The following is a 23,665-nucleotide window of genomic DNA, read 5'->3' on the forward strand; positions in this document are numbered from 1 at the left end:
GTCAGCGCCGCGGAATCAGAGCCGCGCGGGATCGTCGAAGGGGGCGACCCAGAAGAACTCGCCGTCCGGCTCGTACGCGTAGAGCAGCGCGCTGCTGCCCGCCCGGTACGTGTCCTGGCCGGTCTGCCGGACCTGGACGACGGCGGTGGAGCCGTCGGACGCGGTGACCTCGGCCTGGCCGAACCGTCCGCTGACCGAGCCGGTGCGGATCACGCAGAGCAGTCCGACGAAGTCGGCGCGCGAGGGGGCCCGTTCGTTCGGGAAGAGGCGGCGCAGCGGCCGTACCAGCATCCAGGTCAGCGACCAGGACCCGGCGCAGGCGGCGGCGAGCACCGCGAAGGACAGCGCGGTACGGAGCGGGCCGGGCAGCGGCGCGCCGTCGAGGGCGGCGGAGCCGGCCAGGCTCAGGAACCAGGCGAGCGCGACCAGCAGGGACAGCGCGACGGTGATCGGCACGCCGTCGAGGCCGAGCCCGCGGTGTCCGGCGTGGTGTCCGGCGTGGTGTCCGCCGGAGGGACCAGGGTGGTGCGGTGCGGGCGCGACGTGGCCGTGGTGGCCCGGGCCGTGCGCGTCGGCGCCGCCGACCAGCACGAGCGTCCAGAAGCCGACCACGACCACCAGCGCCCCTCCGAACACGACGGTCGGAAAGCCGAGGACGACGTCGGTGAACTCCCCCATTCCCGTTGCGCCTCCCCCCGTACAGCTCTTCGACCGCCGCAGGAATCGTGGCAGGTCACCGCCGGGTGCGGCATTGCCGGTTCCCGGCAGTCTTGACCCCCTCCTCACGTCCTGGACCGACCGCAACCGTTCGGGCCCGGACGCGCCGCCGGCCGCCGTCCGCGGAGTGCGGGCGGCGGCCGGAAGCGGCACGCGGAGCGTCGGGTGGGACGCGCGGGTGAAGGTCAGGCAGCGGCCTGGGCGGCGGCCTCGATCTCCAGCGCGATACGGATCTTGTCGCTGACCGCCGCGCCGGCGGCGCCGCCGGTCACGCCGAACTCGCTGCGGCTGATCTCGGTGGCCGCGGAGAAGCCGGCGATGGCGTGGCCCTCGTAGTGGGTGCCGAAGCCGTTCAGCTCCAGCTGCAGGGTGACGGTCTTGGTCACGCCGTGCAGGGTCAGCTCGCCGTCGACCTCGAACAGCTCCGAGGTCTTCGCCCGGATCGTGGCGGAGGTGAAGGTCAGCTCGGGGAACTTCTCGACGTCGAGGAAGTCCTCGCCGCGCACGTGGTTGTCGCGCATCTCGTTGTTGGTGCTCACCGAGGTGGTCTTGATCACGGCGTTGACGGTGGACTCCAGCGGGTTCTCGGCGGTGACGATGGTGCCGGAGAACTCCGCGAAGTGGCCGCGGACCTTGGACACACCCAGGTGGCGGACGTAGAAGGAGACGTCGGAGTGCACGGCGTCGATCGTCCAGGTACCGGCGACGTAGCCGTCGATCACATCGGTCTGCGTGGTCATCGGGGACTCCCAAGGGAACTGTGGAGGGGACGGAGCAAGATGATTGAGCTTTCACACACTATAGACCCGATCCATTGAGAGTTCAACCACCGTATGCTGGAGCCATGAGTGATGTGCGGTGGCTGAGCGCCGAGGAGCAGGAGATCTGGCGGGCGTACATGACCGCGAACGTGGAGTTCTCGGCCTACGTCGACCGGCAGCTGCGCCGCGAGTCCGGCATGCCCATGGCCTACTACGAGATCCTGGTCCGGCTCTCCGAGGCGGACGGGCGCTGCCTGCGGATGAGCGAGCTGGCCGACGCGTCGATGTCCTCGCGCAGCCGGCTCAGCCACGCGGTCGCCGCGCTGGAGAAGAACGGCTGGGTGGTCCGCCGCCCCGCCGACGGCGACCGCCGCGGATGGGTCTGCGAGCTGACCGACACCGGGTTCGCCGCGCTCGCCGAGGCTGCCCCCGGTCACGTCACCGCGGTGCGCGAGAAGCTCTTCGACGTTCTCACGCCCGAGCAGCTGCTCACGCTGCGCGATGTCGGGCGGGCGATCAGTGCGGGGCTGCGCGAGGAGTGCGATGCGGCTCGCGCCGCAGGCGACGACGACGCGGACCCCCCGTGCTGACCCCCCTCCGAGCCGTCCCTCGCGCCCGGACGCGCGGCCGTTCCTAGCCGCGCCGCGGACGCCAGCCCGTTTTCGCCGCGCTGCGGACGCGAGCCCGTTTTTGAAGGGGCGCGGGGAACTGCGCGAACAGCCACGACGAGGGCTGTACGTCGTCACCGGCCCGGAGGGGCTGTTGCTGTCGTGTCCGGGCCACCGGCCGGTGGCCGGTTGCTCGCGCAGTTCCCCGCGCCCCTGGTGGGGCGCGCCGCCCCGGGCGCGAAGGACGGGTGGGCGGTGCGGGCCCCCTGAGAAGCGGGCGGACGCCCGCAACGTCGTCAGAGGGGGAGGGCGGGCCAGTTGAGGAGGCGGGCCCCGAGGGCAGCGGTCTCGAGGGTGTAGCGCTGGAGCGAGTCGTCCGGGTCGAACCCGGTCAGCGCGGCGATCCGCTCCAGCCGGTAGGACAGCGCCCGCACGCTGAGGTCGAGGCGGCGCGCCGCCTCCGCGTTGACGTAGCCCGCCGCCGCGTACGCGGTGATCGTCTCGACGAGCGGCTGCGCGCCGCCGCGCGCGCCGGAGAGCGGCCCGAGCACCGTACCGACCAGATCGGCCATCGCCGCGCGATCCCGCATCAGCACCGGGAAGACCATCAGGTCGGCGGAGTTGAGCACCGCCCCCGGCAGCCCCAGCCGGTCCGCGAGGTCCAGCGCGCTGAGCGCCTCCTCGTACGACCGCACGATGCCCACCGCGCCGCTGTGCGGGCGGCTCACCGCGACCCGCGCGCCCTGCGCGTCCGGGTCGCTCCGCGCGCCCGCGATGAGCTTCACGAAGGCGTCGAGGATGGCCTGCTGCGTGGTGGGGGCGACGCAGACCAGCCGCCCGTCCTTGGCGGCGATCAGCGCGTCGTGGTCGCCGAAGCGCCCGGCGAGTTCGCGTTCGACGCGCCGCAGCAGCGGGTGCCGGCCGTCGTAGCCGGGGCTGTCCCGGCCCGCCGCGGCCACCGCGACGACGTGCCGGTCGGCCAGCCGCAGCCCGAACCCCTCGGCCTGCTCCGCGATCCGGCCGGGGTCGCTGCGGCCGTAGAGCAGGTCGTCGACGAACGCCTTGCGGGACTCCTCGAGCCGGCGCACGGCGTGCCGCTGGGCGCGGTCGTGGCCCTCGGCGAGCGCCGCGACCCCCGATTCGACGGCGGCGAGGACGGCCGCGCCGGCCCTGCGCAGCTCCGCTGCGTCGCGGGCGCCGGCCACGCCGGGCAGCCTGCTCCAGGCGCGGTGCGCCGCGGCGAGGTGGAGCGCGGTCAGCTCGCGCAGCCCGTAACCGGCGTCGGCGGCCTGCTCGCCCAGCACCCTGCGGCTCTCGCGCTCCCCGCGGGTGAGCGCGCGGCAGCTGAGTGATATCTCGGCGAGTGCCTCGGGAAATCCCGTCACGAACTCCGCGGGCACGGCGCCACCCGCCGCCCCCGCAAACGACGCCGCCACCACAAGCCCCCCGCTGTCTTCCGGTCTCCGGACGTCCTGAACGTACCAAGACTGCCGGGTCCCGGAAGCGGGGGCCGTGCGGTGGCGGTTCTGCCGCCTGCTCGCCGGCCGGCGGCGGGCCGGCCGGGCGGTCGCGCGGCGCTCTACTTCGCGGTGGCGGCCGGCTGCTCGGTGGCGGTGGCCTCGTGGGCCGTCACGACGTCGCTCGGGGTGATGGCCTCCGGCGCCGGGGTGGGCGTCGGGGTCGGCGCGCTGCTCGCGGGCGTGACGTCATCCGACTTCATCGCCTTGGCCTCGGACTTCAGGATGCGCATCGACTTGCCGAGCCCGCGGGCGGCGTCCGGCAGCTTCTTCGAACCGAACATCAGGATGACGACGATCGCCACCACGATCAGGTGCCACGGCTCCAGCCCGTTTCGCAACATGGGATCCTCGTTTCCTCACAAATGGGTCCGGCCGGGGGCCGGCGGTCACAGCTTCCAACAGTCGCATTGTCGCCCCGAACCCGCCGAAGACGGCACCCGGGTACTCAAAGCATGCGCAAAAAGCTCGTGAACGCCAAGCCCCCGCCCAGTGGGCGGACGGCTCAGGCCCCCCTCGCGGGGGTCGCGCACCGCCGCGACCAGCACCGTCACGCGGCGACGGCGACCCTGCCGCGATCCAGCGGCGAAGCCGCCGGCAGGGCCGGACGGCGGGCGAAGACCACCAGGCGCAGCACCAGGAACCGTCCGGTGCCGGCCACTCCCGACGCGGCCAGGTAGACGGCCTGCGTCAACAGCGGCCCGGCGTGCGGGTGCACCGCGCCGAGCGCCAGCACCGCCACGGTGGTGAAGAGGTACGCCACCACCAGGGTGAGCGCGGACTTGGCGTGGATGCGCCAGCCCGCCAGGCCCGCCCCGCGGATGCCGCCCTCGCCGCGCGCGGCGAAGGTGAACCGGTGGTGCAGTTCGGTCGCCAGCAGCGTGGAGGCCACCGTGACCACCGCGTTCGCCAGCGCGAAGGGAACGCGTCCGGTCACCGCCAGCAGCAGCGCGCTCGACAGCACGCTGACCCCGCCGCCGCACACCACGAAGCGGACGAAGGCCGCCACGACACCGCGCTGCGCTCCGTCCTCGCCGGCCGCCCGCGCCGCCGCGCCGGTCCCGGCCGCCACCGCCCGTATGCCCTTCATGCCCGTCCCCGTCCGTCCCCGTCGTCCTCGCCGTGTCCTCACTGTGCCGGGGGCCGCTGACACGCCACCCACACGCCGCTGACACGGCCGGCACGCCTTCGCGTACCGGTGTCGGCGCCGTGTCGGCCGGCGCCTTCACTCCCTTGGACGCCTATAACGCTCGGATCGCCTGACTGCTTCCACGGTGATCCGTCGGCGGCACCGGAAGCGAGTGGTTTTCCGCACCGGGGCAGGATCGGAGAAGGACGCGCGAGGCGCCGGAGCACCGGGGCACGGGGCTCGGGGTCCGGCGCCGCGGCGTCAGGAGGCGGCGGTCTGGGACTGCATCTCGGCCGGGACGGCGGCGAGCGCCTCCTGGATGGCGGCGACGAGCGTCCGCGCGGACTGCGCGGTCAGTTCGAGGGCGATCCGGGCGGCGGGCCCCCGTGAGGGGTCGGCGAAGTCGATGTTGAGCGTGTGCTCGGCCATCGCGTGGACGGGGTGGTCGAAGTACACGGTGACGTCACTGACCCGGAACCAGGACCCGCCCGGCCCCTTCGCGCTGCCCTCGACGCGGTCCTTGACGGTGAGGTAGGTGCACACGGTCAGCTCCCCGAGGTCCGCAGCCGGGCGCCGAAGAACTCGGTGACGCGCTCCCAGCCGTCGAGCGCGGCGGCGACGTCGTAGTTCGGGCGGTTCACCGCGAAGAAGGCGTGGCCCGCGCCCTCGTAGCTGTGGAACTCGAACTCCTTGCCGTGCTCGGAGAGGATCTGCTCCAGCTCGGCGACCTGCTCGGGGCTGGGGTGGGTGTCCTCCGCGCCGAACAGGCCGAGCAGCGGCGCCCGCAGGTCCGGCAGCCGGTCGACGAGGTTGGTGACCTTCAGCGGGATGCCCTCGGGGACGGTGCCGGTCACGAAGGCGCCGTAGCAGTCGACGGCCGCGTCGACGTCGAGGGTGCAGGCGGCGAGCACGCTCTGGCGGCCGCCGGAGCAGTAGCCGATGACGCCGACCTTGCCGTTGGAGGTGGGCAGCGCCCGCAGGTAGGCGGCCGCGCCCGCCACGTCGCCGACCAGCCGCTCGTCCGGTACGCCGCCGTTCGCACGGCCGACGGCCGCGGCGTCGTCGGGGGACGCGCCGGGGGCCTCGCGGTGATAGAGGTTCGGGCAGACCGCGTCGTAGCCGAGTTCGGCGAAGCGCCGCACGATCTCCTTGGACTCCCGGTCGTAGCCGGGCATGTGGTGGATGACGACGACTCCGCCGCGGCGGGCGCCGCCCTCCGGCGTGGCGAGGTACGCCTCGATCGTGTCGTCCTGATGGCCGGTCAGGAACACGGTCGCGGCGGTCATCCCGGCCGCGGGCGGGGTGGCTGAGGTGATGGGGGATGCACTCATGCCGCCATCTCTACCATAAGGCTGGACTGATCAGTTTATACTGATGATCGTGACGGCACTCGGCAGCACCCTCCCGGCCGACGGCGATCCGGCCGACGGCGGCCCGGCCGATGGCGATCCGGCCGACGGCGGCCCGGTCAGCGCCGGTGCGGCCGACGGCAGCCCGGTCAGCGCCGATCCGGTCAGCGCCGACGGCGGGCCGGCCGACGGCAGTCCCGCCCGTGTCGCCACGGACCTGCGGATCGCGCTCGGACCGCTGGTCCGCCGGCTGCGCCGGTTCCGGCCGGACGGCGAGCTGACCCTCTCGCAGACCTCCGCGCTGGTCCGGCTGGACCGCGAGGGCCCGGCGACCTCCTCCGAGCTGGCCGCGGCCGAGGGCATCCGGCCGCAGTCGATGTGCACGATCGTCAACGCGCTGCTCGAACGCGGCCTGGTCAGCCGCGCCCAGGACCCGGCCGACGGCCGCCGCATGGTCGTCTCGCTCTCCCCGGCGGGCCGCGCCGGGCTGCACGGCGCCCGCGCCGAACGGGCCCGCCGGCTGGCCGAGGCGATCGAGGCCGAGCTGACCCCCCGCGAGCGGCGGCAGCTCGCCGAGGCCATCCCGCTGCTGGAGAGGATCACCCGACGTGTCTGAGCCGGCCGCCGCCTCCGCCGCCGCACCCGCCGCCGCCGGGCCGGCCGGCCGGGACGCGCCGCCCGACCGCTACAAGTGGCTGGCGCTGTCCAACACCAGCCTCGGGATGTTCATGGCGACCGTGGACTCCTCGATCGTCATCATCTCCATGCCGGCCATCTTCCGCGGCATCCACCTGGACCCCTTCGCGCCCGGCAACATCAGCTACCTGCTGTGGATGATCATGGGGTACCTGCTGGTCACCGCGGTACTGGTGGTGACGCTCGGGCGGCTGGGCGACATCGTCGGCCGGGTCAAGATCTACAACCTGGGCTTCGTCGTCTTCACCCTCGCCTCGCTCGCGCTCTCCTTCGACCCGGCGTACGGCGGGGCGGGCGCGATGTGGCTGATCGGCTGGCGGGTGGTGCAGGCGATCGGCGGCTCGATGCTGATGGCGAACTCCGCGGCGATCCTCACCGACGCCTTCCCGGCCAGGCAGCGCGGCATGGCGCTGGGCATCAACCAGATCTCCGCGCTGTCCGGGCAGTTCATCGGCCTGGTGCTGGGCGGGCTGCTCTCCGCCTGGGACTGGCGTGCGGTCTTCTGGGTGAACGTGCCGGTCGGGATCTTCGGCACCATCTGGGCGTACCGCTCGCTGCGTGAGATCTCGGCCCGGCAGCCCGCCAGGATCGACTGGTGGGGCAACGCGACCTTCGCGCTCGGCTGCGGGGCGCTGCTGGTGTCGATCACGTACGGCATCCAGCCCTACGGCCACCACACCATGGGCTGGACGAGCCCGAAGGTGCTGGCCGGGCTGATCGGCGGCGCCGCGCTGCTGGTGCTCTTCGCGGTGATCGAGACCCGGGTGCCGCAGCCGATGTTCCACCTCGGGCTCTTCCGCAACCGGCACTTCACGGCCGGCAACGCGGCGTCGCTGCTCGCGTCGGTGGCGCGCGGCGGCCTGCAGTTCATGCTGATCATCTGGCTGCAGGGGATCTGGCTGCCGCTGCACGGCTACGACTACGCGGACGCGCCGCTGTGGGCGGGCATCTTCCTGCTGCCGCTGACCGCGGGCTTCCTGATCGCCGGTCCGCTGTCCGGCGCGCTCTCCGACCGGTTCGGCGTCCGCTACTTCACCACCGGCGGGCTGCTGGTCTTCGGCGCGAGCTTCGTCGGGCTGCTCGCGCTGCCGATCGACTTCCCGTACTGGGCGTTCGCGCTGCTGGTGATGTGCAACGGGATCGGCTCCGGGATGTTCTCCGCGCCGAACACCTCGGCGATCATGAGCAGCGTCCCGGCGAACCACCGCGGGGCCGCCTCCGGGATGCGCTCGACCTTCCAGAACTCCGGCATGTCGCTGTCCATCGGCGTCTTCTTCTCGCTGCTCATCGTGGGCCTCGCCAACCGCCTGCCGGGCGCGCTCGACTCGGGCCTGCGGGCGCAGGGCGTCCCGGCGGGCGCCGCCGCGCACGCGGCCTCGCTGCCGCCGGTGTCGACGGTCTTCTCGGCGTTCCTCGGCATCAACCCGGTGCAGACGCTGCTCGGGCCGAGCGGGACGCTGGCCCGGCTGCCCGCGCACAACCGCGCGGTGCTGACCGGCAAGGAGTTCTTCCCGCACCTGATCTCCGGGCCGTTCCACCACGGCCTGGTCATCGTCTTCGCGACCGCCGCGGCGATGTCGCTGCTCGCCGCCACCGCCTCCGCGCTCCGCGGCAAGCCGCGCCCCTGACCGACCCGCGCCCCTGACGGCCCGGCGGGACACGCGGACGCGCACGCGGACGGCTCCCGGGGGGAACCGTCCGCGGGTGACGCGGTGTCAGCGTGCCGCGGCACCGCCTGCGGCGTTCTGCTTGCGCGCCATACGCTTGGCCAGTGGGCCGATGCCCATGGTGGCCAGTGCGAGCAGGCAGATGACGCCGCCGAGGATCGCGTTGTTCAGGATCGTCTTGTGCGTGTCGAAGTTTCCGGACACGACCCATGGCGCGATGATCGTCCACACGCCGATGGCCAGCGCGCACCAGCTCAGATTGTGCGTGCGCTCGATCGCGGACCCGAAGCCCAGACCGAGGACGGCCAGCGCGAGACCGGTGACGAGGTTGCTGACCCGCAGTCCGGTGAAGCCCTGGAAGCCCACCACCCATGGCGAGATCGCCAGGTACAGGCCGGCCATCACGCACAGGCTCTCCAGCAGCCCGGTCGCCGGACTGTCACTCACCTTCGCGTAACGGTCGCGCAGGGACACGATGTCCGGGTGGTTCTCCATGTGGTGCGCCGACGACGGCGTGGTCGCGGTCGGTGCGTTCCGCGGGGCCGTCGGCTGGGTCGAATCGGTGGCCATGCAAGCCACCCCCTTCGCAGTGCAGTCGCTGTATTGCCACCGGATGGCCTTCGGGTCTCCGCCCCGAAGCTGTCGCATCCTCATTCAGCGTAAAACTTATATAAGCGATACGGCCACTCAAATCGGTACGAACTTCATCCGATCCGGCATCAGGCCGTCGTCGGATCGTCGTCGGATCGTCGTCGGGCCGCCGTCGGCGGTGCCTCAGGAGCCGGCCGGCTCGGCGGGCAGGGCGGCGTCCAGCAGGGTCACCGCGGCGGCACGGGCGGTCGCGGCGGCCGTGGGGTCGCGGTCCATGCGGGCGGAGAGCGTCGCGCCGTCGTACAGCAGGTGCAGCCGGCGGGCGAGCGCCTCGGGGTCGGGGGCGCCCGCCTCCGCGGCCAGGTCGGTCAGGAAGCCGCGCAGCCAGTGGCGGTACTCACCCGCGGCCAGCTCGACGGACCCGCCGTGCGGGGCCTCGGCCGACGCGGCCACGAAGGCGCAGCCGTTGAAGTCCGGGGTGGTGAACAGCTCGCCCTGCGCCTCGAAGACGCCGAGCAGCCGCTCGCGGGGGGTGCGGTAGCGGGTCATCGCCCGGGTGACGCGCAGCCGGTTCCGCTCGTGCCGCAGCTCCAGATACGCCCGGACCAGCCCTTCCTTGTTGCCGAAGGCGTTGTAGAGCGACGCCTTGGCGACTCCGGCGTGCTCGATGATCCGGTCGATGCCGACGCTCTGCACGCCCTCGCGGTAGAACAGCTCGTCGGCCGCGGTGAGCAGCCGCTCGCGCGCGGAGGGACGCGCCGCGGGCCTGGCCGCGCCGGCCGCCGTACTCGTCGTCGCCGTCATCGGGTTCACCTCTCCAGACAGGTCTGTCTATGCTAGCTCGCCGCGGCCCCCGCGTCAGCTCTCCCGCACGGCCTGCGGCACCCGCCGGCCGGCCAGCAGCAGCGCCACCAGCGAGGCCGCCGCCAGCAGGATCACCGCGGCGCCGTACTCCCGCGCGGTGTCCAGCAGGCCGCCGCCGTGCACGACGAGCACCCCGCCGATCACCGCCGGCAGGCCCATGCCCAGGTACGACACCACGTAGAGCAGCGACAGCACGCCGGCCCGCTCGTGCGCCTCGACCAGCGGGACCACCATCCGGATGCCGCCCTGGAAGCCCGCGCCGAAGCCGAACCCGGCGATCGCGCTGCCCGCGAAGAAGCCGGTGGCCGGGGCCGCGCCGCCCCCTCCCGAGCCGATCGAGACCAGGGTCAGCGCGACGCCCGCGACGAGCGCGAGGACACCGGCGACCATGACCGTACGGGTCGAGGTGCGGCGCAGCAGCGGCACCGACAGGGCGGCCGCGCCGGCCAGCACGAACAGGCTCGTGCCGCCGTAGACCACCGAGTCGGAGTGCAGCAGGGTGCGGGTGATCGCCGGGCCGAGCGAACCGTAGAAGCCCGCCAGCGCCCAGACCGAGAAGAGCACCGGCGCCGCGATGGCGACCGGGCCGCGGGCGGCCCGCGGCAGCTTGATCTCCGGGGTCAGGCTGGCCAGCGCGCCCGGCTTGCGGGTCACCGACTCCGGCAGCGCCGCCACGCCGAGCGCCTGCACCGCGAAGACGCCGAGCAGCAGCAGGTAGACCAGGTGCGTGGGCGAGGGCAGGAACTGCACGACGATGCCGGACGCGAGCGCGCCGGTAGCGGTGCCGACGGGGGGCGCGAAGGAGTTGGCGACCGCGCCCTTGACCCGGTCGACGTCGATCATGCCGGCGCCTATCGCGCCGAGCGCGGCGCCGGTGGCGACGCCCTGGATCACCCGGGCGGCCAGCAGCGCGCCCACGCTGCCCGCCTCGGCGAAGACGACCATCGCCACGGCCTGTCCGGCGAGCGCCGCGAACAGCACCGGCCGGCGGCCGACGTGGTCGGAGATCTTGCCGAAGACCAGCAGCGCGGCCAGCACGGCGAGCGCGTACACGCCGAAGACCACCGTGGTGGTGATCGGCGAGAAGCCCCATTCGTGCTGGTAGACCGCGTAGAGCGGGGTGGGGGCGCTGGACGCCGCGAGCAGCGACACGATGATCGAGGCGAGCAGCGCGAGCGACGGGCCGCGGCCGAGTTTAAGGCGGTCCAGGCGGTCCAGCCGGTCCCGGCGGTCCACCTGGCCCGGGCGTTCCCGGCCCCGCTCGTCGGCGCCGCCCGGCTGCGGACCCGCCGCCGTCGCGGCCCGCGTCCTCCGGCTGATCTGCTGCGTGGTGACCGTGTCGGTCATCGGGACACTCCCTGGGTCGGACTCCGCACTGCGTCCACATCGACGGAGCGGACAGACTGAGTAGACAGGTCTGTCTAAGTTGCTTCGTCACTTTAGACAGACCTGTCTGTTCAAGTCAAGCCGGGTGGCCGCGCGCCGCGCCGCACCCCGCCTCCACCCGGCAGAACCGGCGGACGGCGGCTGAAATGGGTGACGGACCTCACGACGCGAAGGGAGCGGTTCCGGTGCCCACCGAGCGCGCGTACCAGGGGGTGCCGCAGGCCCAGCAGGCGTTGCTGCGGCCGGTCGGAGCGGACCCGGGAGCGGCGGCGGCGCGGCCGATGCTGGCGACGCTCAGCGCGCGGCGCGCGTTCGACGAGCGGTGGGTCTTCGAGCGCAAGCTCGACGGGGTGCGGGCGCTGGCGGTACGCGAGGAGGGCGGCGCGACCCGCCTGCTGTCGCGGACCGGGCGGTCGATCGGCGCCACCTATCCGGAGGTGGTCGAGGCCCTCGCGGCACGGGGCGCGGGCGGCGCCACCCTCGACGGGGAGATCGTCGCCATGAAGGACGGCAGGACCGACTTCCCGCTGCTGCAGCAGCGGCTCGGCCTGACGAACCCGGCGGCGGTGCGCGCCAGCCCGGTCGTCGTCACCTACTACGTCTTCGACCTGCTCGCGCTGGACGGCTGGGACCTCACCGCCCTCCCGCTGCGCACCCGCAAGTCCCTGCTGCGCTCGGCGCTGTCCTCCGGCGGGCCGCTGCGGTTCACCCCGCACCGCAACCACGACAGCGCCCGCGGCGCGGCCGGCCTGCTCGCCGACGCGTGCGCCCGCGGCTGGGAGGGCCTGATCGCCAAGCGCGCCGACGCCCCGTACCAGCACCGGCGCTCCGGCGACTGGCTGAAGCTGAAGTGCGAGCGGGGGCAGGAGTTCGTGATCGGCGGGTTCACCGAGCCGGGCGGCTCGCGGATCGGCTTCGGCGCGCTGCTGCTCGGCTACCACGACGCGTCCGGCGCGCTGCGCTACGCCGGCAAGGTCGGCACCGGCTGGTCGCAGCGGGACCTGCGCGCGCTGCGCGCCGGGCTCGACGCGCTGGAGCAGTCGGCGTCCCCCTTCGCCACCCGGCCGCGCGAACGCGGCGCGCACTGGGTGCGGCCGCGGCTCGTCGCCCAGGTCGGCTTCAGCGAGTGGACCCGCGACGGGCTGCTGCGCCACCCGCGCTTCCTCGGCCTGCGCGACGACAAGGCCCCTGCCGAGGTGGTGCGCGAGGACCCGGCGTGACGGCGGGAACGCCTCCCGACCCGCCCCGCGTGACGACCGTCCGCTCCCCCGGCGCGACACCCGTCCGCTCACCCGGCGTGACGGGCACCGGCGCACCGGCGTGACGCGCAGCACCCGACCCGGCGCGCGAGACCAGGGGAACGCCCTGGTCACGGCCGTACGGCGGACGCCACGACGGCTCCCGCACCGCGATGGGACGTTCGTCACTTTCCGCTGACGTTTGCCGCTCGGCGGCCTGGAAAGGCGCGGCGTTGCTGTGTTCCCGTCCCCGGCCCCGAAAGGCAGACGTGTCCAAAATCGTCGTGGAGCAAGTGTTCAAGGTCTTCGGTCGAAGGCCCTCGGAGGGTGTGCGCCGGCTTCAGGCCGACGCCGACCCCGAGGGCGTACGCGACCGTCTCCGTGAAGGAGGCACCACGGCCGCCGTGATCGACGCCTCGTTCGAGGTCGGCGAGGGCGAGATCTTCGTGGTGATGGGACTGTCCGGATCGGGCAAGTCCACGCTGCTGCGGATGCTGAACGGACTGCTGGAGCCCACCTCGGGCAGGGTGATGTTCGACGGCCAGGACCTGACGGCCCTGTCCCCGAAGGCCCTGCGCGACATGCGCTCCCGCAGGATCAGCATGGTCTTCCAGCACTTCGCGCTCTTCCCGCACCGCAGCGTGCTGGAGAACGCCGGCTACGGCCTGGAGGTCCAGGGCGTGGCCCGCGCCGAGCGCGAGCGGCGGGCCGCCGAGGCCCTGGAGCTGGTCGGGCTGGCCGGCTGGGAGAAGTCCTGGCCGGACGAGCTGTCCGGTGGCATGCAGCAGCGGGTCGGCCTGGCCCGCGCGCTGGCCACCGACGCCGACCTGCTGCTGATGGACGAGTCCTTCTCCGCCCTCGACCCGCTGATCCGCCGCGACATGCAGGACCAGCTGCTGGAGCTCCAGCGGCGGCTGCACAAGACGGTGGTCTTCATCACCCACGACCTCAACGAGGCGATGCGGCTCGGCGACCGGGTCGCCGTGATGCGCGACGGCCGGATCGTGCAGACCGGCACCGCGCAGGACATCCTCACCGCGCCCGCCGACGACTACGTGGCCGGCTTCACCCAGGACGTGGACCGCTCCCGGGTGCTCACCGCGGCCTCGATCATGCAGGACGCGGTCACGGTCACCCCGGCCTGCCACGCCGACGTCGCGATGGAGGCGCTGCGCACCGACGAGGACGCGCACGCCGCGTTCGTCGTCGCGGCCGGCGGCGAGCTGGTCGGCACGGTGACCGAGGAGCAGGTCACGCGCGCGCTGCGCAGCGACAGCGTGATGGGCGAGCTGATGGACACCGACCTCGCGCCGGTCACCACGCAGGCCGACACCCCGCTCGCCGGGCTGCTCGGCCCGGCCTCGCGCACCACGCTGCCGCTGGCCGTGGTCGACGCCGACGGCCGGCTCACCGGGGTGATCTCCACCGGCACGCTGCTCGCGGCGCTCGGCGACCACCACAGCGCCGGGGCCGACCCGTCCGTCGAACCGCACCGGTCCCTCGACCCGCGGGACCAGGTCGACCCGATCGACCACGTCCCACCGGCTCATCCGGCTCAACCAGCCCATCCGGCCCAACCGGCTCACCCGGTGATCCCCGCGGTTCCCGGCGCCCGGGGCGGGGAGGCGGGCCCCGCGGGCCCGGCGCGGCCGTCCGCACCGAAGGAGGCCACCGGTGCCTAGGATCCATCTCGGCAACTGGGCGCAGGACGCCGTCGACTGGCTGACCCGCCACCTGTCCTGGCTCTTCGACGCGATCAGCACCGTCGTCAACGGCATGTACGACGGCGTGGAGTGGGTGCTCGGCGGCCCGCCGCCGCTGCTGATGGCGGCCATCCTCGCGGTGATCGCCTTCTGGATGCGCGGCGTGGTCGCCGGTGTGCTGGCCTTCGCCGGATTCGCGCTGATCGACTCGGTCGCCCAGTGGCAGCAGGCCATGCAGTCGCTGTCGCTGGTCGTCGTCTCCGCCGCGGTCGCGCTGGTGCTCGCGGTGCCGCTGGGCATCTGGGCGGCCAGGCGGCGCACGGTCGGGCTGGTCGTGCGCCCGGTGCTGGACGTGATGCAGACGCTGCCGGCCTTCGTGTACCTGATCCCGGCGATCATCTTCTTCAGCCTCGGCACGGTCCCCGCGGTCATCGCCACCATCGTCTTCGCGATGCCCGTCGGGGTGCGGATGACCGAGCTGGGCATCCGGCAGGTCGACCCCGAACTGGTCGAGGCCGCCGAGGCGTTCGGCACCCCGCCGCTGGGCACCCTGCTGCGGGTGCAGCTGCCGCTGGCGCTGCCGACCGTCATGGCCGGCGTCAACCAGGTGATCATGCTGGCGCTGTCCATGGTCGTCATCGGCGGCATGGTCGGCGCGGAGGGCCTCGGCTCGACGGTCTTCGGCGCGATCAGCCAGGTCGACATCGGCCTCGGCTTCGAGGGCGGCGTCTCGGTGGTCGTGCTCGCCATCTACCTGGACCGGATCACCGGCGCGCTGGGCGAGCAGGTCTCGCCGCTGGGCCGCCGCGCGCTCGCCTCGATGCGCGCCTCGGTGCACGGCTTCGGCGTGCTGCGCTACCGGCCGCGCCCGGCGGTCGGCGTGGCCGGCGTGGCGATCCTGGCGCTGGTCGCCGGCGGCATGGGCGTCTTCGGCGACTCCGGCTCCGGCGCGACGACCGCCACCGGCGCGGCGAACGTCGGCAAGGGCAGGTCCGTACGGATCGGCGCCTTCAACTGGGACGAGTCCGTCGCCTCCGCCAACCTGTGGAAGCAGGTGCTGACGCAGCGCGGCTACCGTGCGCAGGTCAGCACGTACGACCCGGGCGCGGCCTTCACCGGCCTGTCGTCCGGTTCGCTGGACTACCTGACGGACGCCTGGCTGCCGACCACGCACGCCTCGTACCTGCGGCAGTACGGCAAGGACTACCGCGACCTCGGCGCCTGGTACGGCCGCACCTCGCTGGAGGTGTCCGTGCCGTCGTACGTCAAGGGCGTCCACACGATGGCCGATCTGAAGGGGAGGAGCGGGCAGTTCGGCGGGCGGATCATCGGCATCGAGCCCGGCGCGGGCGAGATGAAGCTGCTCTCCACGAAGGTGCTGCCGGGCTACGGCCTGGACAAGGAGTACAAGCTGGTGGCCAGTTCGACCGCCGGCATGCTCGCCGAGCTGAAGCGGGACTACGCGCAGAAGAAGCCGGTCGCGGTCGTGCTGTGGTCGCCGCACTGGGCGTACAGCACGTACGCGATGACCAAGCTGGCCGACCCCAAGGGGCTCTGGGGGCCGGGCGACTCCATCCACGACCTGGCCAACAAGGGCAGCGCGGCCAAGCTGCCGCAGGTCGCCTCCTGGATGCGGAACTTCACGATGACCGAGGCGCGACTCGGCTCGCTGGAAGCCGCGATCCAGAAGGCCGGCGAGGGCAACACCGAGGCCGGGGTCAAGGCGTGGATGGCCGCGAACCCCGGCACGGTGGACAGGATGGCGCCGGTCGGCGCCGGTTGACCCGTGAGGCGGCCGGGGCCTCCTGCGCCGGCCGCCGCGCCTACCAGGTGGGGATGAAGCCGCCGTCGATGAGGAAGTCGCTGCCGGTGATGTTCGCGGCGCGGTCCGAGGCCAGCCAGCGGACCAGCTCGGCGACCTCCTCGGGGCGGGAGAAGCGGCCGGTGACGGTGGCGGCCTTCGCCTGGGCCACCACGTCCTCGGCGGTGATCCCGGCGGCGGCCGACACGGTGTCGGCCACCCCGCCGCCGCCGAGCCACAGCTCGGTCTCCACCGGGCCGGGGCTCACCGTGTTCACCCGGACGCCCTGCGGCCCGACCTCCTTGGACAGCGCCTTGGAGAAGGCGACGAGCGCCGCCTTGCCCGCGCTGTAGTCGATCACCAAGGGGTCGGGCAGGGTGGCGTTCACCGACGCGACGGTGACGATCGCGCCGCGCCCGGCCGCGACCATGCCGGGCAGGGCGGCGCGGGTGGTGCGCACCGCGGAGAGCAGGTTGAGGTCGAGGGCGCGCTGCCAGTCCTCGTCGCTCACGGACAGGAACCCGCCGGTGCGGGCGGGCGCCGAGCCGACGTTGTTCACCAGCACGTCCAGCGGCCCGCCGACCGCCTCCACCAGTGCCTGCGCCCCGCCGGGCGCGCCGAGGTCGGCCCGCACCCAGCGGACCCGGCCCTCCGCCGCCAGCGCCTCCAGGCGCTCGGAGGAGGTGCGCGACCCGGCGACGACCCGCGCGCCCGCCGCCGCCAGCGCCTCCACGACGGCCAGCCCGATCCCCCGGCTCGCGCCGGTCACCAGGGCGGTCCTGCCGTCCAGTTCGGCCGGGTTCTGCTGGGTGCTCATGGGATTCGACTCCTCGCGTCCTGGCCCGCGCCGCCCGCGGACCGCTGCCTCCCACCCTGCGCCCCGACCGGCCCGCGCGCGTCGTTCCGCCGCAACGGCCCCGCGACTGAACCCATATGCGCGCAAACTTCCGGCATGACCGTCCGAACGTATGACGATCACCCATAGTCTGTGCGTCTCGCCGGGCCCGCCAGGGGGGCGCCCGGCTCCTACGCCCAGGGGGGCCCATGCTTCGATTCCGTCGCGCCGCGACCGCGTTCGTCCTGGCCGCGGCCGGTGTCGCCGCCGCCGCACTGCCCGCGCAGCAGGCCGGCGCCGCGTCCGGCTCGGTGTTCCTGTACAAGATCTACTACAACAGTCCGGGCAGCGACACGGGCTCCCAGACGAGCCTCGACGCGGAGTACGTGCAGATCGCCAACACCACGTCGTCGAACGTCAGCCTCAAGGGCTGGACCCTCACCGACGCGTCGCGTCACGTCTACACCTTCGGCACGTACTCGCTGGGCGCGCACAGGTCCGTGGTCGTCCACACCGGCAAGGGCGGCAACACCGCGGCCCACCGCTACCAGGGCCGCGCCTGGTACGTCTGGAACAACGACAAGGACACGGCGACGCTCCGGCGGTCGACCGGCGCCACGGTCGACACCTGCTCCTACAACTCGGCGCGGGTCGCCTACAAGCTCTGCTGAGCGGCCTCCGGCCGCGGCTCTCCCCCGGACCCGATCCCCGCGCGCGGCCGTTCTCGCGGCGCTGACGACGGCTGCACGTCGCCACCGGCCCGGCGGGGCCATTGCTGTCGCTCCCGGGCCGCCGGCCGGCGGTCGGCGGCCCGCGCCCCTGATCGGGCGCACCCGTCGTCAGGAGGCGTGCCCGAGCGGGTCGATCTGCTCGGGCGTCGCGTCGTCCGCGGCCGTCGACACGCTCAGGTCGCGCCACTTCTCGTCCTCCGCGAGCAGCGCCCGCCCGGCCGCGGTGGCGTACGCGTACGCGTCCGGCCCGACGAGCAGCCGCAGCGGCGGCTGCGGCAGCCCCACGACCTCCAGCAGCAGGCGCGCGACCTTCGCCGGGTCGCTCGCCGCCGTCGACTCGGGGCTGTGCATGGCGGCCATCGCGCCGACCGTCTCCTGGTACTCGGCGCGGATCGGGCCGACCCGCATGGACGAGCCCGCCCAGTCCGTGCGCATGCCGCCCGGCTCCAGGACGGTGACCTTGATGCCCAGCGGCGCGACCTCGCCGGCCAGCACCGAGGAGAAGCCGCCGACGGCCCACTTGGCGGACTGGTAGGCGGACAGGCCGGGCACGGCCAGCCGGCCGCCGACCGAGGAGACCTGCACGATGTGGCCTGAGCGCTGCTCGCGCATCACCGGCAGGGCCGCCTGGGTGAGCCGCACGACGCCGAAGAGGTTGGTGTCCACCTGGGTGCGGAAGTCGTCGAAGCCGACGTCCTCGACCGGGTCCACGTTGGCGTATCCGGCGTTGTTGACCAGCACGTCGAGGCGTCCGAAGCGGTCGACGGCGGTGGCCACGGCGGCCCGCGCGGCGTCGGCGTCGGTGACGTCGAGGGGGACGACGGCCAGCTGCCCGTCGCCGTGCTTCGCGGCCAGGTCGTCCAGCGCGGAGGGGCTGCGCACGCCGGCCACCACGCGGTGCCCCGCCTCCAGCGCGGCCGCGACGATCTCCCGGCCCAGCCCGCGTGAGGCGCCGCTGACCAGGAACACGGATGTTGCGGACATGACTACTCCCGGATGTCGTCGAGCTTCGTCGGGCTCGGTCGAGCTTGCTTACTAACCGGTTGATTAGCACCACCTTCATGGAACCTCTTCGGGAAGCCCCTGTCAACTGTCCGGTTAGTTGATATTGTGGCCGCCATGACCAGGGATGCCGAAGCCACCCGCCGCCGACTGCTCGACGCGGCGACGCAGGAGTTCGCCGCCTACGGCATCGCCGGCAGCCGGGTCGACCGGATCGCGGCGGCCGCCCAGAGCAACAAGGCGCAGATCTACCACTACTTCGGCAGCAAGGACGGCCTGTTCGACGCCGTCTTCGACGCCATGTGCCGGGAGACGGTCGACGCCGTGCCGATCGACCCGGCCGACCTCCCCGAGTACGCCGGCCGGCTCTTCGACTCGTACCGGCAGCGCCCCCACGTGCAGCGGCTGGCCACCTGGTACCGGCTGGAGCGGGCCGGCGCCGGCGCGCTGCTGCCGGTGGTCGTGCGGAGCAACGCCGCCAAGGTCCGCGCGATCGCCGACGCGCAGGCCGCGGGCGTCCTGACGGACCGTTTCTCCGCGGTCGACCTGCTCGGTCTGGTGCTGCACATATCCGGCTTCTGGAGCTCCAGCGTCCCGGAGTTCGACGCGCTGCTCGACGACGGGCACTCCGCCGCGCACCGCCGCCGGGTCGTGGTCGACGCCGTCACGGCGCTGCTCGGCTGAGCGCCCGCCTTCCGCTTCCGCCCCGCGCCGGCCCCCGCGGTGCCTCCGACCGGGACCTGGGCGATGGCAATACAGAAGGTGCCCGGCTCCGCCGCCGCGCCGATGATGAACGGGGCGGCGGCCGCCGGGTCCGCGCCGCCACCGGGGGAGGCGGACAACTGCGTACGGCATTCCGTGCGCATCCGACCCGACACATACCATGGAGGTAAAAATGTCTGGGGTCCAGGTCGGCGTCGCTCTGCCCACGCGCGAGGTGGCCATCCTCGGCGCGGCCGAGGCGAGCCCACTGCTCAAGATCGCCCGCCAGATCGAGGATTTCGGCTACGACGCGGTGTACGCGGGCGACGCCTATGTCGCCCGGCACCGGTTGGAGCCGATGACGCTGCTGGCAGCGGTCGCCACGATGACCGAGCGCGTGACCATCGGCACCGGCGCCCTCATCGCTCCGCCCCGCAATCCGGTCGCACTGGCGCACATCATCGTCACCCTCGACCAACTCAGCGGCGGACGCCTGCGGATGGGGCTGGGCGCCGGCTTCCCGCTGCCGGTGAAGGCCGAACTGGACGCCGAGGTGATGACGTTCGGCGAGCGCCTGGAGCGGATGGACGAGATGGTCGCCGGCTGGCTCACCGCCTGGAACGGCGAGGACGGCGACCTGGTCGGCAAGTACTACGACATGCGGGCGCTGCGTGACCAGCCGCTGCCGCTGCAGAAGGGCGGCCCGTCGCTGTGGCTGGCCGCCAACGGCAAGAAGAAGGCGGTCCAGCGGATCGCCCGGCACTACGCCGGCTGGATGCCGATCCGGGTCACCCCGGAGGAGTACGCGGAGAACGGTGCGAACATCTCGGCGGCCCTGACCGAGGCGGGCCGTGACCCGGCCTCCCTCACCCGCTGCCTCTACACCACCGTCCACATCAACGACGACGTCGACCAGGCGCGCGCCGGCCTGGAGGACTACACCAACCGCTACAACAACCTGCCGGTGGACGTGATGTCCGGCTTCCAGCTGTACTTCGGCGGCTCCGCGTCGGCGTTCGTGGACTGGCTCAAGCAGTACGTCGACGCCGGCGCCCGCCAGATCGTGCTGCGGCTCGGGTCGTTCGACAACTACGAGCGGCACCTGCGGATCATCGCGGACGAGGTGGTGCCCGCGCTGCACGCGCTGGACGTCGACTGACGGTCGGCCGGCTCGTCGGCGCACCCGTCCGGCACGGGCGGCGCCCCTTGCCCGGCGCGTACGGCGATGCCGCCGGTCCCGACGGGGGGACCGGCGGCATCGCCTTGCCTGCGGCCGCCGGTGCGGGCGGCCGCGGGCGTCAGCGTGCGATCTTGAAGTTGAACATCGGGGTGCCGATGCTGGTCATCGTCAGCAGCCGCACCTGCACCATCATCTCGGTGGCCCGCGCGGTGGCGATGCCGCCCAGGTCGATGACGTCGTTCCAGCCGAAGGACGCGAGCAGCTCGGTGACGATCCGCTTGGCGTCCGCGTCGTCGCCGGAGACGAAGACGGTGCTGTCGCCGTCGGCGACCGCCTTGGGCGTCACGAAGAGGTTGCCGACCATGGTGTTCAGCGACTTCACGACCCGCGCCTCGGGGAACTCGCGCTGGATCTGCTCGCCGAGCGAGTCGGTGTCCTTGACGAAGAGGTTCGGCGGGAAGCCGTTCTTGAAGTCCAGCGGGTTGGAGATGTCCAGCAGGACCTTGCCCGCCAGGTTCTCGGCGCCGGTGGCGGTGAGCGCGGCGATCGACGCCGCGCCCGAGGCGGCGTTGACGAAGAAGTCGGCCCCGGCGCCGGCCTCCGCGAACGGCGCGAGCCCGATGTGCGGGTGGGTCTCGGCCCAGACGGGGTACGCCACGTTCCCCATCACGTCCGCCTTGGTCCTGGCCAGGGTCTCGGCCACGTCGCGCGTCCCGATGGTCACCTGGTGGCCCAGCTCCGCGAGCCCCCCGGCGAGGGTCCGGCCGGCGAACCCGGTGCCCACAACTGCGATCTTCATGATGGTCCTCTGCTCCCAGTGGAGTGAAAGGCCGACCCCGGAGCGGCCGCTACAGTGACGAAAGTAACAGAATGTTCTGTCTACTTTCAAGGGCGGCCGGAACGACGTCACCTTGTTCACCAGGCAACTTTGCGCGAGGATGGCTGGTGGGGCAGACAGAACGAGCTGTCTGCCATGGCTGGGTCACCTGGAGGAGCCGATGGCCGCCGACGGCACGCGGACCGCACGCGGAACGGCACGCGACCGCATCCTCGACACCGCGCTGACGCTCTTCTACGCCCACGGTGTCCGGGCGGTCGGGGTGGACCGGATCATCGAGGAGTCCGGCGTCGCCAAGGCCACCTTCTACAAGCACTTCCCGGCCAAGGACAAGCTCGCGCTGGCGTACGTCGAGAAGATCGACGACGTCTGCAGCGGCCAGCTGCACGGCGCCGCGGAGGCCGCGGGCCCCGATCCGGCGGCGCAGCTCGTCGGCGTCTTCGACGCGCTCACCGGCATGTGCCACGCCGAGGGCTTCCGCGGCTGCGCCTTCGTCAACGCCGCCGCCGAGGCCGAGCCCGGCAGCCCCGTGCACGCCCTGGCGGTGCGGCACAAGCGCGACGTGCGGGCCTGGATGCGGCGGCTCGCCGAGCGGGCCGGCGCGGCCGACCCCGACCAGCTGGCGAGGACGCTGACACTGCTGATGGACGGCGTGCTGGCGGGCGGCGCGCTGGCGCCGGACCCGCTGGCCGCGCAGGCCGCCAAGACGGCGGCCCGGCTGCTCGTGCAGGCGTCCGTCGCCGCGGCCGCCGAGGCCGGCGCCCCCACCGAGGCGGCCCCCGCCGTCGCCTCCGAGGCCGGCGCTGAAGCCGCCGCCGACGCCGCCGCCCGGCTGGTCCGCACCCGCTGACAGCCCGGGCTCCGCGCACCCTGCGCGACCGCACCAACCCCGGCAATCAGGAAGAGGCTGGACTCCTGCACCCCCCACCACACTGGCGCCATGACTCAGAGCAGGGACCGCGCCATCGTGCTGGGTGGAAGCATCGCGGGGACGCTTGCGGCCCGCGTGCTCGCCGATTCGTATCGGGAAGTCCTTGTCGTCGACCGTGACAGGCTGCTGGGAGTGCGCGAGCCCCGCCGCGGCGCACCGCACAACGTGCATGCCCACGGTCTGCTGGCCCGCGGCCACCAGGTCATGGAGGAGCTCTTCCCGGGCATCACACAGGAACTGAGCGACACCGGTGTCCCCACGTACGACATCGGTGAGATCCACTGGTACTTCCACAACCGCCGCGTGCAGCTGGCCGACACCGGGCTGCTCAGCGTCGCCGCCCGGCGGCCGGTGCTCGAGGCGCACCTGCGGGCGCGGGTGGCCGCGCTGCCGAACGTCACCTTCCTCGAGCAGCACGACATCCTGCAGCCGCAGGCCACGGAGGACGGCTCGCGGATCACCGGCGTGCAGGTGCGGCGGCAGGCCGACGGCGCGGACTCCGAGCCGCTGACGCTCACCGCGGACCTGGTGGTGGACGCCACCGGGCGCGGCTCGCGCACCTCGGCGTGGCTGGAGCAGCTGGGATACCAGCGCCCCGACGAGGAGCGCATACGCATCGGCCTGGCCTACGCCACCCGGCACTACCGGATGCCGCGCAAGGCCCCCGCGATCAACGTCATCCCCTTCACCGAGCACCACCGCGGCGCGTTCTTCGCCCCGGTCGGGCCCGACACGTACATCCTCACCCTCAACGGGATGCTCGGCGACCACCCGCCGACCGACCCCGAGGGGTTCGAGGCGTTCCTGCACTCGCTGACGGTGCCGGACATCGCCGAGGCGCTGCGCGGGGCCGAGCCGGTGGACGAGCCGGTCCGGTTCAGCTTCCCGGCGAGCGTGCGGCGCCGTTTCGAGCGGCTGACCGCCTTCCCCGACGGCCTGCTGGTGATGGGCGACGCGGTGTGCAGCTTCAACCCGGTCTACGGCCAGGGCATGAGCGTCGCCTCGCTGGAGGCGCTGACGCTGCGCGCGCACCTGGCGCGGCCGGGCCGGCCCTCCTCGACCGCCTTCCTCAAGGACATCGCGGCCGTCGTGGACGTGCCGTGGGAGATGGCCGCCGGCAGCGACCTGGCCTACCCCGAGGTGGAGGGCGAGCGGCCGCCGAAGGTGCGCTTCCTCAACGCCTACATGGCCCGCCTGCAGCGCGCCGCGTCCAGGGACTCCAAGGTCACCGCCGCACTGATGCGGGTGGCCGGTCTGCTGGACCCCCCGCAGGCCCTGCTGCTGCCGAAGACCCTGATCCGCGTGCTGATCAGCGGTTTCCTCCGGCCCGCCGTGCGGCAGCCGGCGGCCCGGCAGGCCACGGGCGTCCCGGCGCCCCGCACGCACGAGCCGACCCCCGCCGTCCCACCGCAGCCGTAA

At 73.2% G+C, this 23,665-nt stretch carries 24 protein-coding genes; 11 read left to right on the top strand and 13 right to left on the bottom strand.

The annotated features are described in order from the left end of the window. Positions 1 to 15 precede the first annotated feature (15 nt). Both V2S66_RS25010 and V2S66_RS25015 read right to left on the bottom strand, forming a co-directional pair. On the bottom strand, positions 16 to 678 hold the full coding sequence (locus V2S66_RS25010; protein ID WP_330798629.1) for a hypothetical protein: 663 nt from the start codon (positions 676 to 678) through the stop codon (positions 16 to 18). A 224-nt stretch (positions 679 to 902) separates the two neighbouring features. Then, positions 903 to 1,457 carry a YceI family protein gene (locus V2S66_RS25015; RefSeq protein WP_330798630.1) on the bottom strand — a complete coding sequence of 185 codons (555 nt, stop codon included), beginning with the start codon at positions 1,455 to 1,457 and terminating at the stop codon, positions 903 to 905. Between the two features lie 104 nt (positions 1,458 to 1,561). Between V2S66_RS25015 and V2S66_RS25020 the strand changes: the two genes are divergently transcribed. Next, positions 1,562 to 2,068, top strand: coding sequence for a MarR family winged helix-turn-helix transcriptional regulator (locus V2S66_RS25020; protein ID WP_330798632.1), 507 nt, complete (start codon positions 1,562 to 1,564; stop codon positions 2,066 to 2,068). A gap of 314 nt (positions 2,069 to 2,382) precedes the next feature. Here V2S66_RS25020 and V2S66_RS25025 read toward each other — a convergent pair whose 3' ends face one another. The 5 genes from V2S66_RS25025 to V2S66_RS25045 form a co-directional block, all read right to left on the bottom strand. Beyond that, positions 2,383 to 3,486 (bottom strand): PucR family transcriptional regulator, encoded by a 1,104-nt coding sequence (locus tag V2S66_RS25025; protein WP_330798634.1) that lies wholly within the window; start codon positions 3,484 to 3,486, stop codon positions 2,383 to 2,385. A 179-nt stretch (positions 3,487 to 3,665) separates the two neighbouring features. After that, positions 3,666 to 3,947 (bottom strand): Sec-independent protein translocase subunit TatA, encoded by a 282-nt coding sequence (tatA, locus tag V2S66_RS25030; RefSeq protein ID WP_330798636.1) that lies wholly within the window; start codon positions 3,945 to 3,947, stop codon positions 3,666 to 3,668. Between the two features lie 206 nt (positions 3,948 to 4,153). Continuing rightward, positions 4,154 to 4,693, bottom strand: a complete 540-nt coding sequence (locus V2S66_RS25035; protein WP_330798637.1) for a GtrA domain-containing protein — start codon at positions 4,691 to 4,693, stop codon at positions 4,154 to 4,156. A 300-nt stretch (positions 4,694 to 4,993) separates the two neighbouring features. After that, positions 4,994 to 5,275: a DUF6295 family protein gene (locus V2S66_RS25040; RefSeq protein WP_330798639.1), complete on the bottom strand. Its 282-nt coding sequence runs from the start codon at positions 5,273 to 5,275 to the stop codon at positions 4,994 to 4,996. A 2-nt stretch (positions 5,276 to 5,277) separates the two neighbouring features. Further along, entirely contained in the window at positions 5,278 to 6,063 is a 786-nt protein-coding gene (locus tag V2S66_RS25045) for a dienelactone hydrolase family protein (RefSeq protein WP_330798641.1), read from the bottom strand. Between the two features lie 49 nt (positions 6,064 to 6,112). Between V2S66_RS25045 and V2S66_RS25050 the strand changes: the two genes are divergently transcribed. Both V2S66_RS25050 and V2S66_RS25055 read left to right on the top strand, forming a co-directional pair. Continuing rightward, complete coding sequence (locus V2S66_RS25050; RefSeq protein WP_330798643.1) at positions 6,113 to 6,697, top strand: MarR family winged helix-turn-helix transcriptional regulator; 585 nt, start codon at positions 6,113 to 6,115, stop codon at positions 6,695 to 6,697. Beyond that, entirely contained in the window at positions 6,690 to 8,405 is a 1,716-nt protein-coding gene (locus V2S66_RS25055) for an MFS transporter (protein WP_413966475.1), read from the top strand. Before V2S66_RS25050 ends, V2S66_RS25055 begins: the two co-directional genes overlap by 8 nt. A gap of 87 nt (positions 8,406 to 8,492) precedes the next feature. On the opposite strand, the gene V2S66_RS25060 is transcribed toward V2S66_RS25055, so the two are convergent. The 3 genes from V2S66_RS25060 to V2S66_RS25070 all read right to left on the bottom strand — a co-directional run bounded on the left by V2S66_RS25060 (position 8,493) and on the right by V2S66_RS25070 (position 11,246). Then, positions 8,493 to 9,014 carry an SPW repeat protein gene (locus V2S66_RS25060; RefSeq protein ID WP_330798644.1) on the bottom strand — a complete coding sequence of 174 codons (522 nt, stop codon included), beginning with the start codon at positions 9,012 to 9,014 and terminating at the stop codon, positions 8,493 to 8,495. Between the two features lie 204 nt (positions 9,015 to 9,218). Further along, positions 9,219 to 9,839: a TetR/AcrR family transcriptional regulator gene (locus tag V2S66_RS25065; RefSeq protein ID WP_330798647.1), complete on the bottom strand. Its 621-nt coding sequence runs from the start codon at positions 9,837 to 9,839 to the stop codon at positions 9,219 to 9,221. Positions 9,840 to 9,893: 54 nt separating this feature from the next. Next, positions 9,894 to 11,246 carry an MFS transporter gene (locus V2S66_RS25070; RefSeq protein ID WP_330798648.1) on the bottom strand — a complete coding sequence of 451 codons (1,353 nt, stop codon included), beginning with the start codon at positions 11,244 to 11,246 and terminating at the stop codon, positions 9,894 to 9,896. A gap of 320 nt (positions 11,247 to 11,566) precedes the next feature. Between V2S66_RS25070 and ligD the strand changes: the two genes are divergently transcribed. From ligD to V2S66_RS25085, 3 genes are all read left to right on the top strand, one after another. Next, positions 11,567 to 12,505, top strand: a complete 939-nt coding sequence (gene ligD / locus V2S66_RS25075) for a non-homologous end-joining DNA ligase (protein WP_330798721.1) — start codon at positions 11,567 to 11,569, stop codon at positions 12,503 to 12,505. A 287-nt stretch (positions 12,506 to 12,792) separates the two neighbouring features. Continuing rightward, positions 12,793 to 14,205, top strand: a complete 1,413-nt coding sequence (locus V2S66_RS25080) for a quaternary amine ABC transporter ATP-binding protein (protein WP_330798650.1) — start codon at positions 12,793 to 12,795, stop codon at positions 14,203 to 14,205. Beyond that, a complete protein-coding gene (locus V2S66_RS25085) occupies positions 14,198 to 16,009 on the top strand; it encodes an ABC transporter permease/substrate binding protein (protein ID WP_330798653.1) in 1,812 nt (603 codons plus the stop codon). The genes V2S66_RS25080 and V2S66_RS25085 overlap by 8 nt, the downstream gene beginning before the upstream one ends. A gap of 40 nt (positions 16,010 to 16,049) precedes the next feature. On the opposite strand, the gene V2S66_RS25090 is transcribed toward V2S66_RS25085, so the two are convergent. Continuing rightward, complete coding sequence (locus V2S66_RS25090; protein WP_330798655.1) at positions 16,050 to 16,844, bottom strand: oxidoreductase; 795 nt, start codon at positions 16,842 to 16,844, stop codon at positions 16,050 to 16,052. A gap of 227 nt (positions 16,845 to 17,071) precedes the next feature. Here V2S66_RS25090 and V2S66_RS25095 point away from each other — a divergent pair, with 227 nt between their 5' ends. After that, positions 17,072 to 17,533 (top strand): lamin tail domain-containing protein, encoded by a 462-nt coding sequence (locus V2S66_RS25095; RefSeq protein WP_330798657.1) that lies wholly within the window; start codon positions 17,072 to 17,074, stop codon positions 17,531 to 17,533. A gap of 168 nt (positions 17,534 to 17,701) precedes the next feature. Here the strand turns inward: V2S66_RS25095 and V2S66_RS25100 are convergent, their stop codons facing one another. Beyond that, on the bottom strand, positions 17,702 to 18,577 hold the full coding sequence (locus V2S66_RS25100; protein WP_330798658.1) for an SDR family NAD(P)-dependent oxidoreductase: 876 nt from the start codon (positions 18,575 to 18,577) through the stop codon (positions 17,702 to 17,704). Positions 18,578 to 18,712: 135 nt separating this feature from the next. Here V2S66_RS25100 and V2S66_RS25105 point away from each other — a divergent pair, with 135 nt between their 5' ends. Then, positions 18,713 to 19,279: a TetR family transcriptional regulator gene (locus V2S66_RS25105; protein WP_330798660.1), complete on the top strand. Its 567-nt coding sequence runs from the start codon at positions 18,713 to 18,715 to the stop codon at positions 19,277 to 19,279. 211 nt (positions 19,280 to 19,490) lie between these two features. After that, positions 19,491 to 20,456, top strand: a complete 966-nt coding sequence (locus V2S66_RS25110; protein ID WP_330798663.1) for an LLM class flavin-dependent oxidoreductase — start codon at positions 19,491 to 19,493, stop codon at positions 20,454 to 20,456. 139 nt (positions 20,457 to 20,595) lie between these two features. Here the strand turns inward: V2S66_RS25110 and V2S66_RS25115 are convergent, their stop codons facing one another. Next, the gene (locus tag V2S66_RS25115) at positions 20,596 to 21,276 is read right to left on the bottom strand and encodes an NADPH-dependent F420 reductase (protein ID WP_330798665.1); all 681 of its coding nucleotides are present in this window, start codon (positions 21,274 to 21,276) and stop codon (positions 20,596 to 20,598) included. A gap of 199 nt (positions 21,277 to 21,475) precedes the next feature. Here V2S66_RS25115 and V2S66_RS25120 point away from each other — a divergent pair, with 199 nt between their 5' ends. After that, positions 21,476 to 22,165, top strand: coding sequence for a TetR/AcrR family transcriptional regulator (locus tag V2S66_RS25120; RefSeq protein WP_330798667.1), 690 nt, complete (start codon positions 21,476 to 21,478; stop codon positions 22,163 to 22,165). Positions 22,166 to 22,255: 90 nt separating this feature from the next. Further along, entirely contained in the window at positions 22,256 to 23,665 is a 1,410-nt protein-coding gene (locus tag V2S66_RS25125) for an FAD-dependent oxidoreductase (RefSeq protein WP_330798669.1), read from the top strand.

Origin of the sequence: Actinacidiphila polyblastidii, from assembly GCF_036353415.1 — a bacterium.
In the GTDB taxonomy this organism is placed as follows: domain Bacteria; phylum Actinomycetota; class Actinomycetes; order Streptomycetales; family Streptomycetaceae; genus Actinacidiphila; species Actinacidiphila polyblastidii.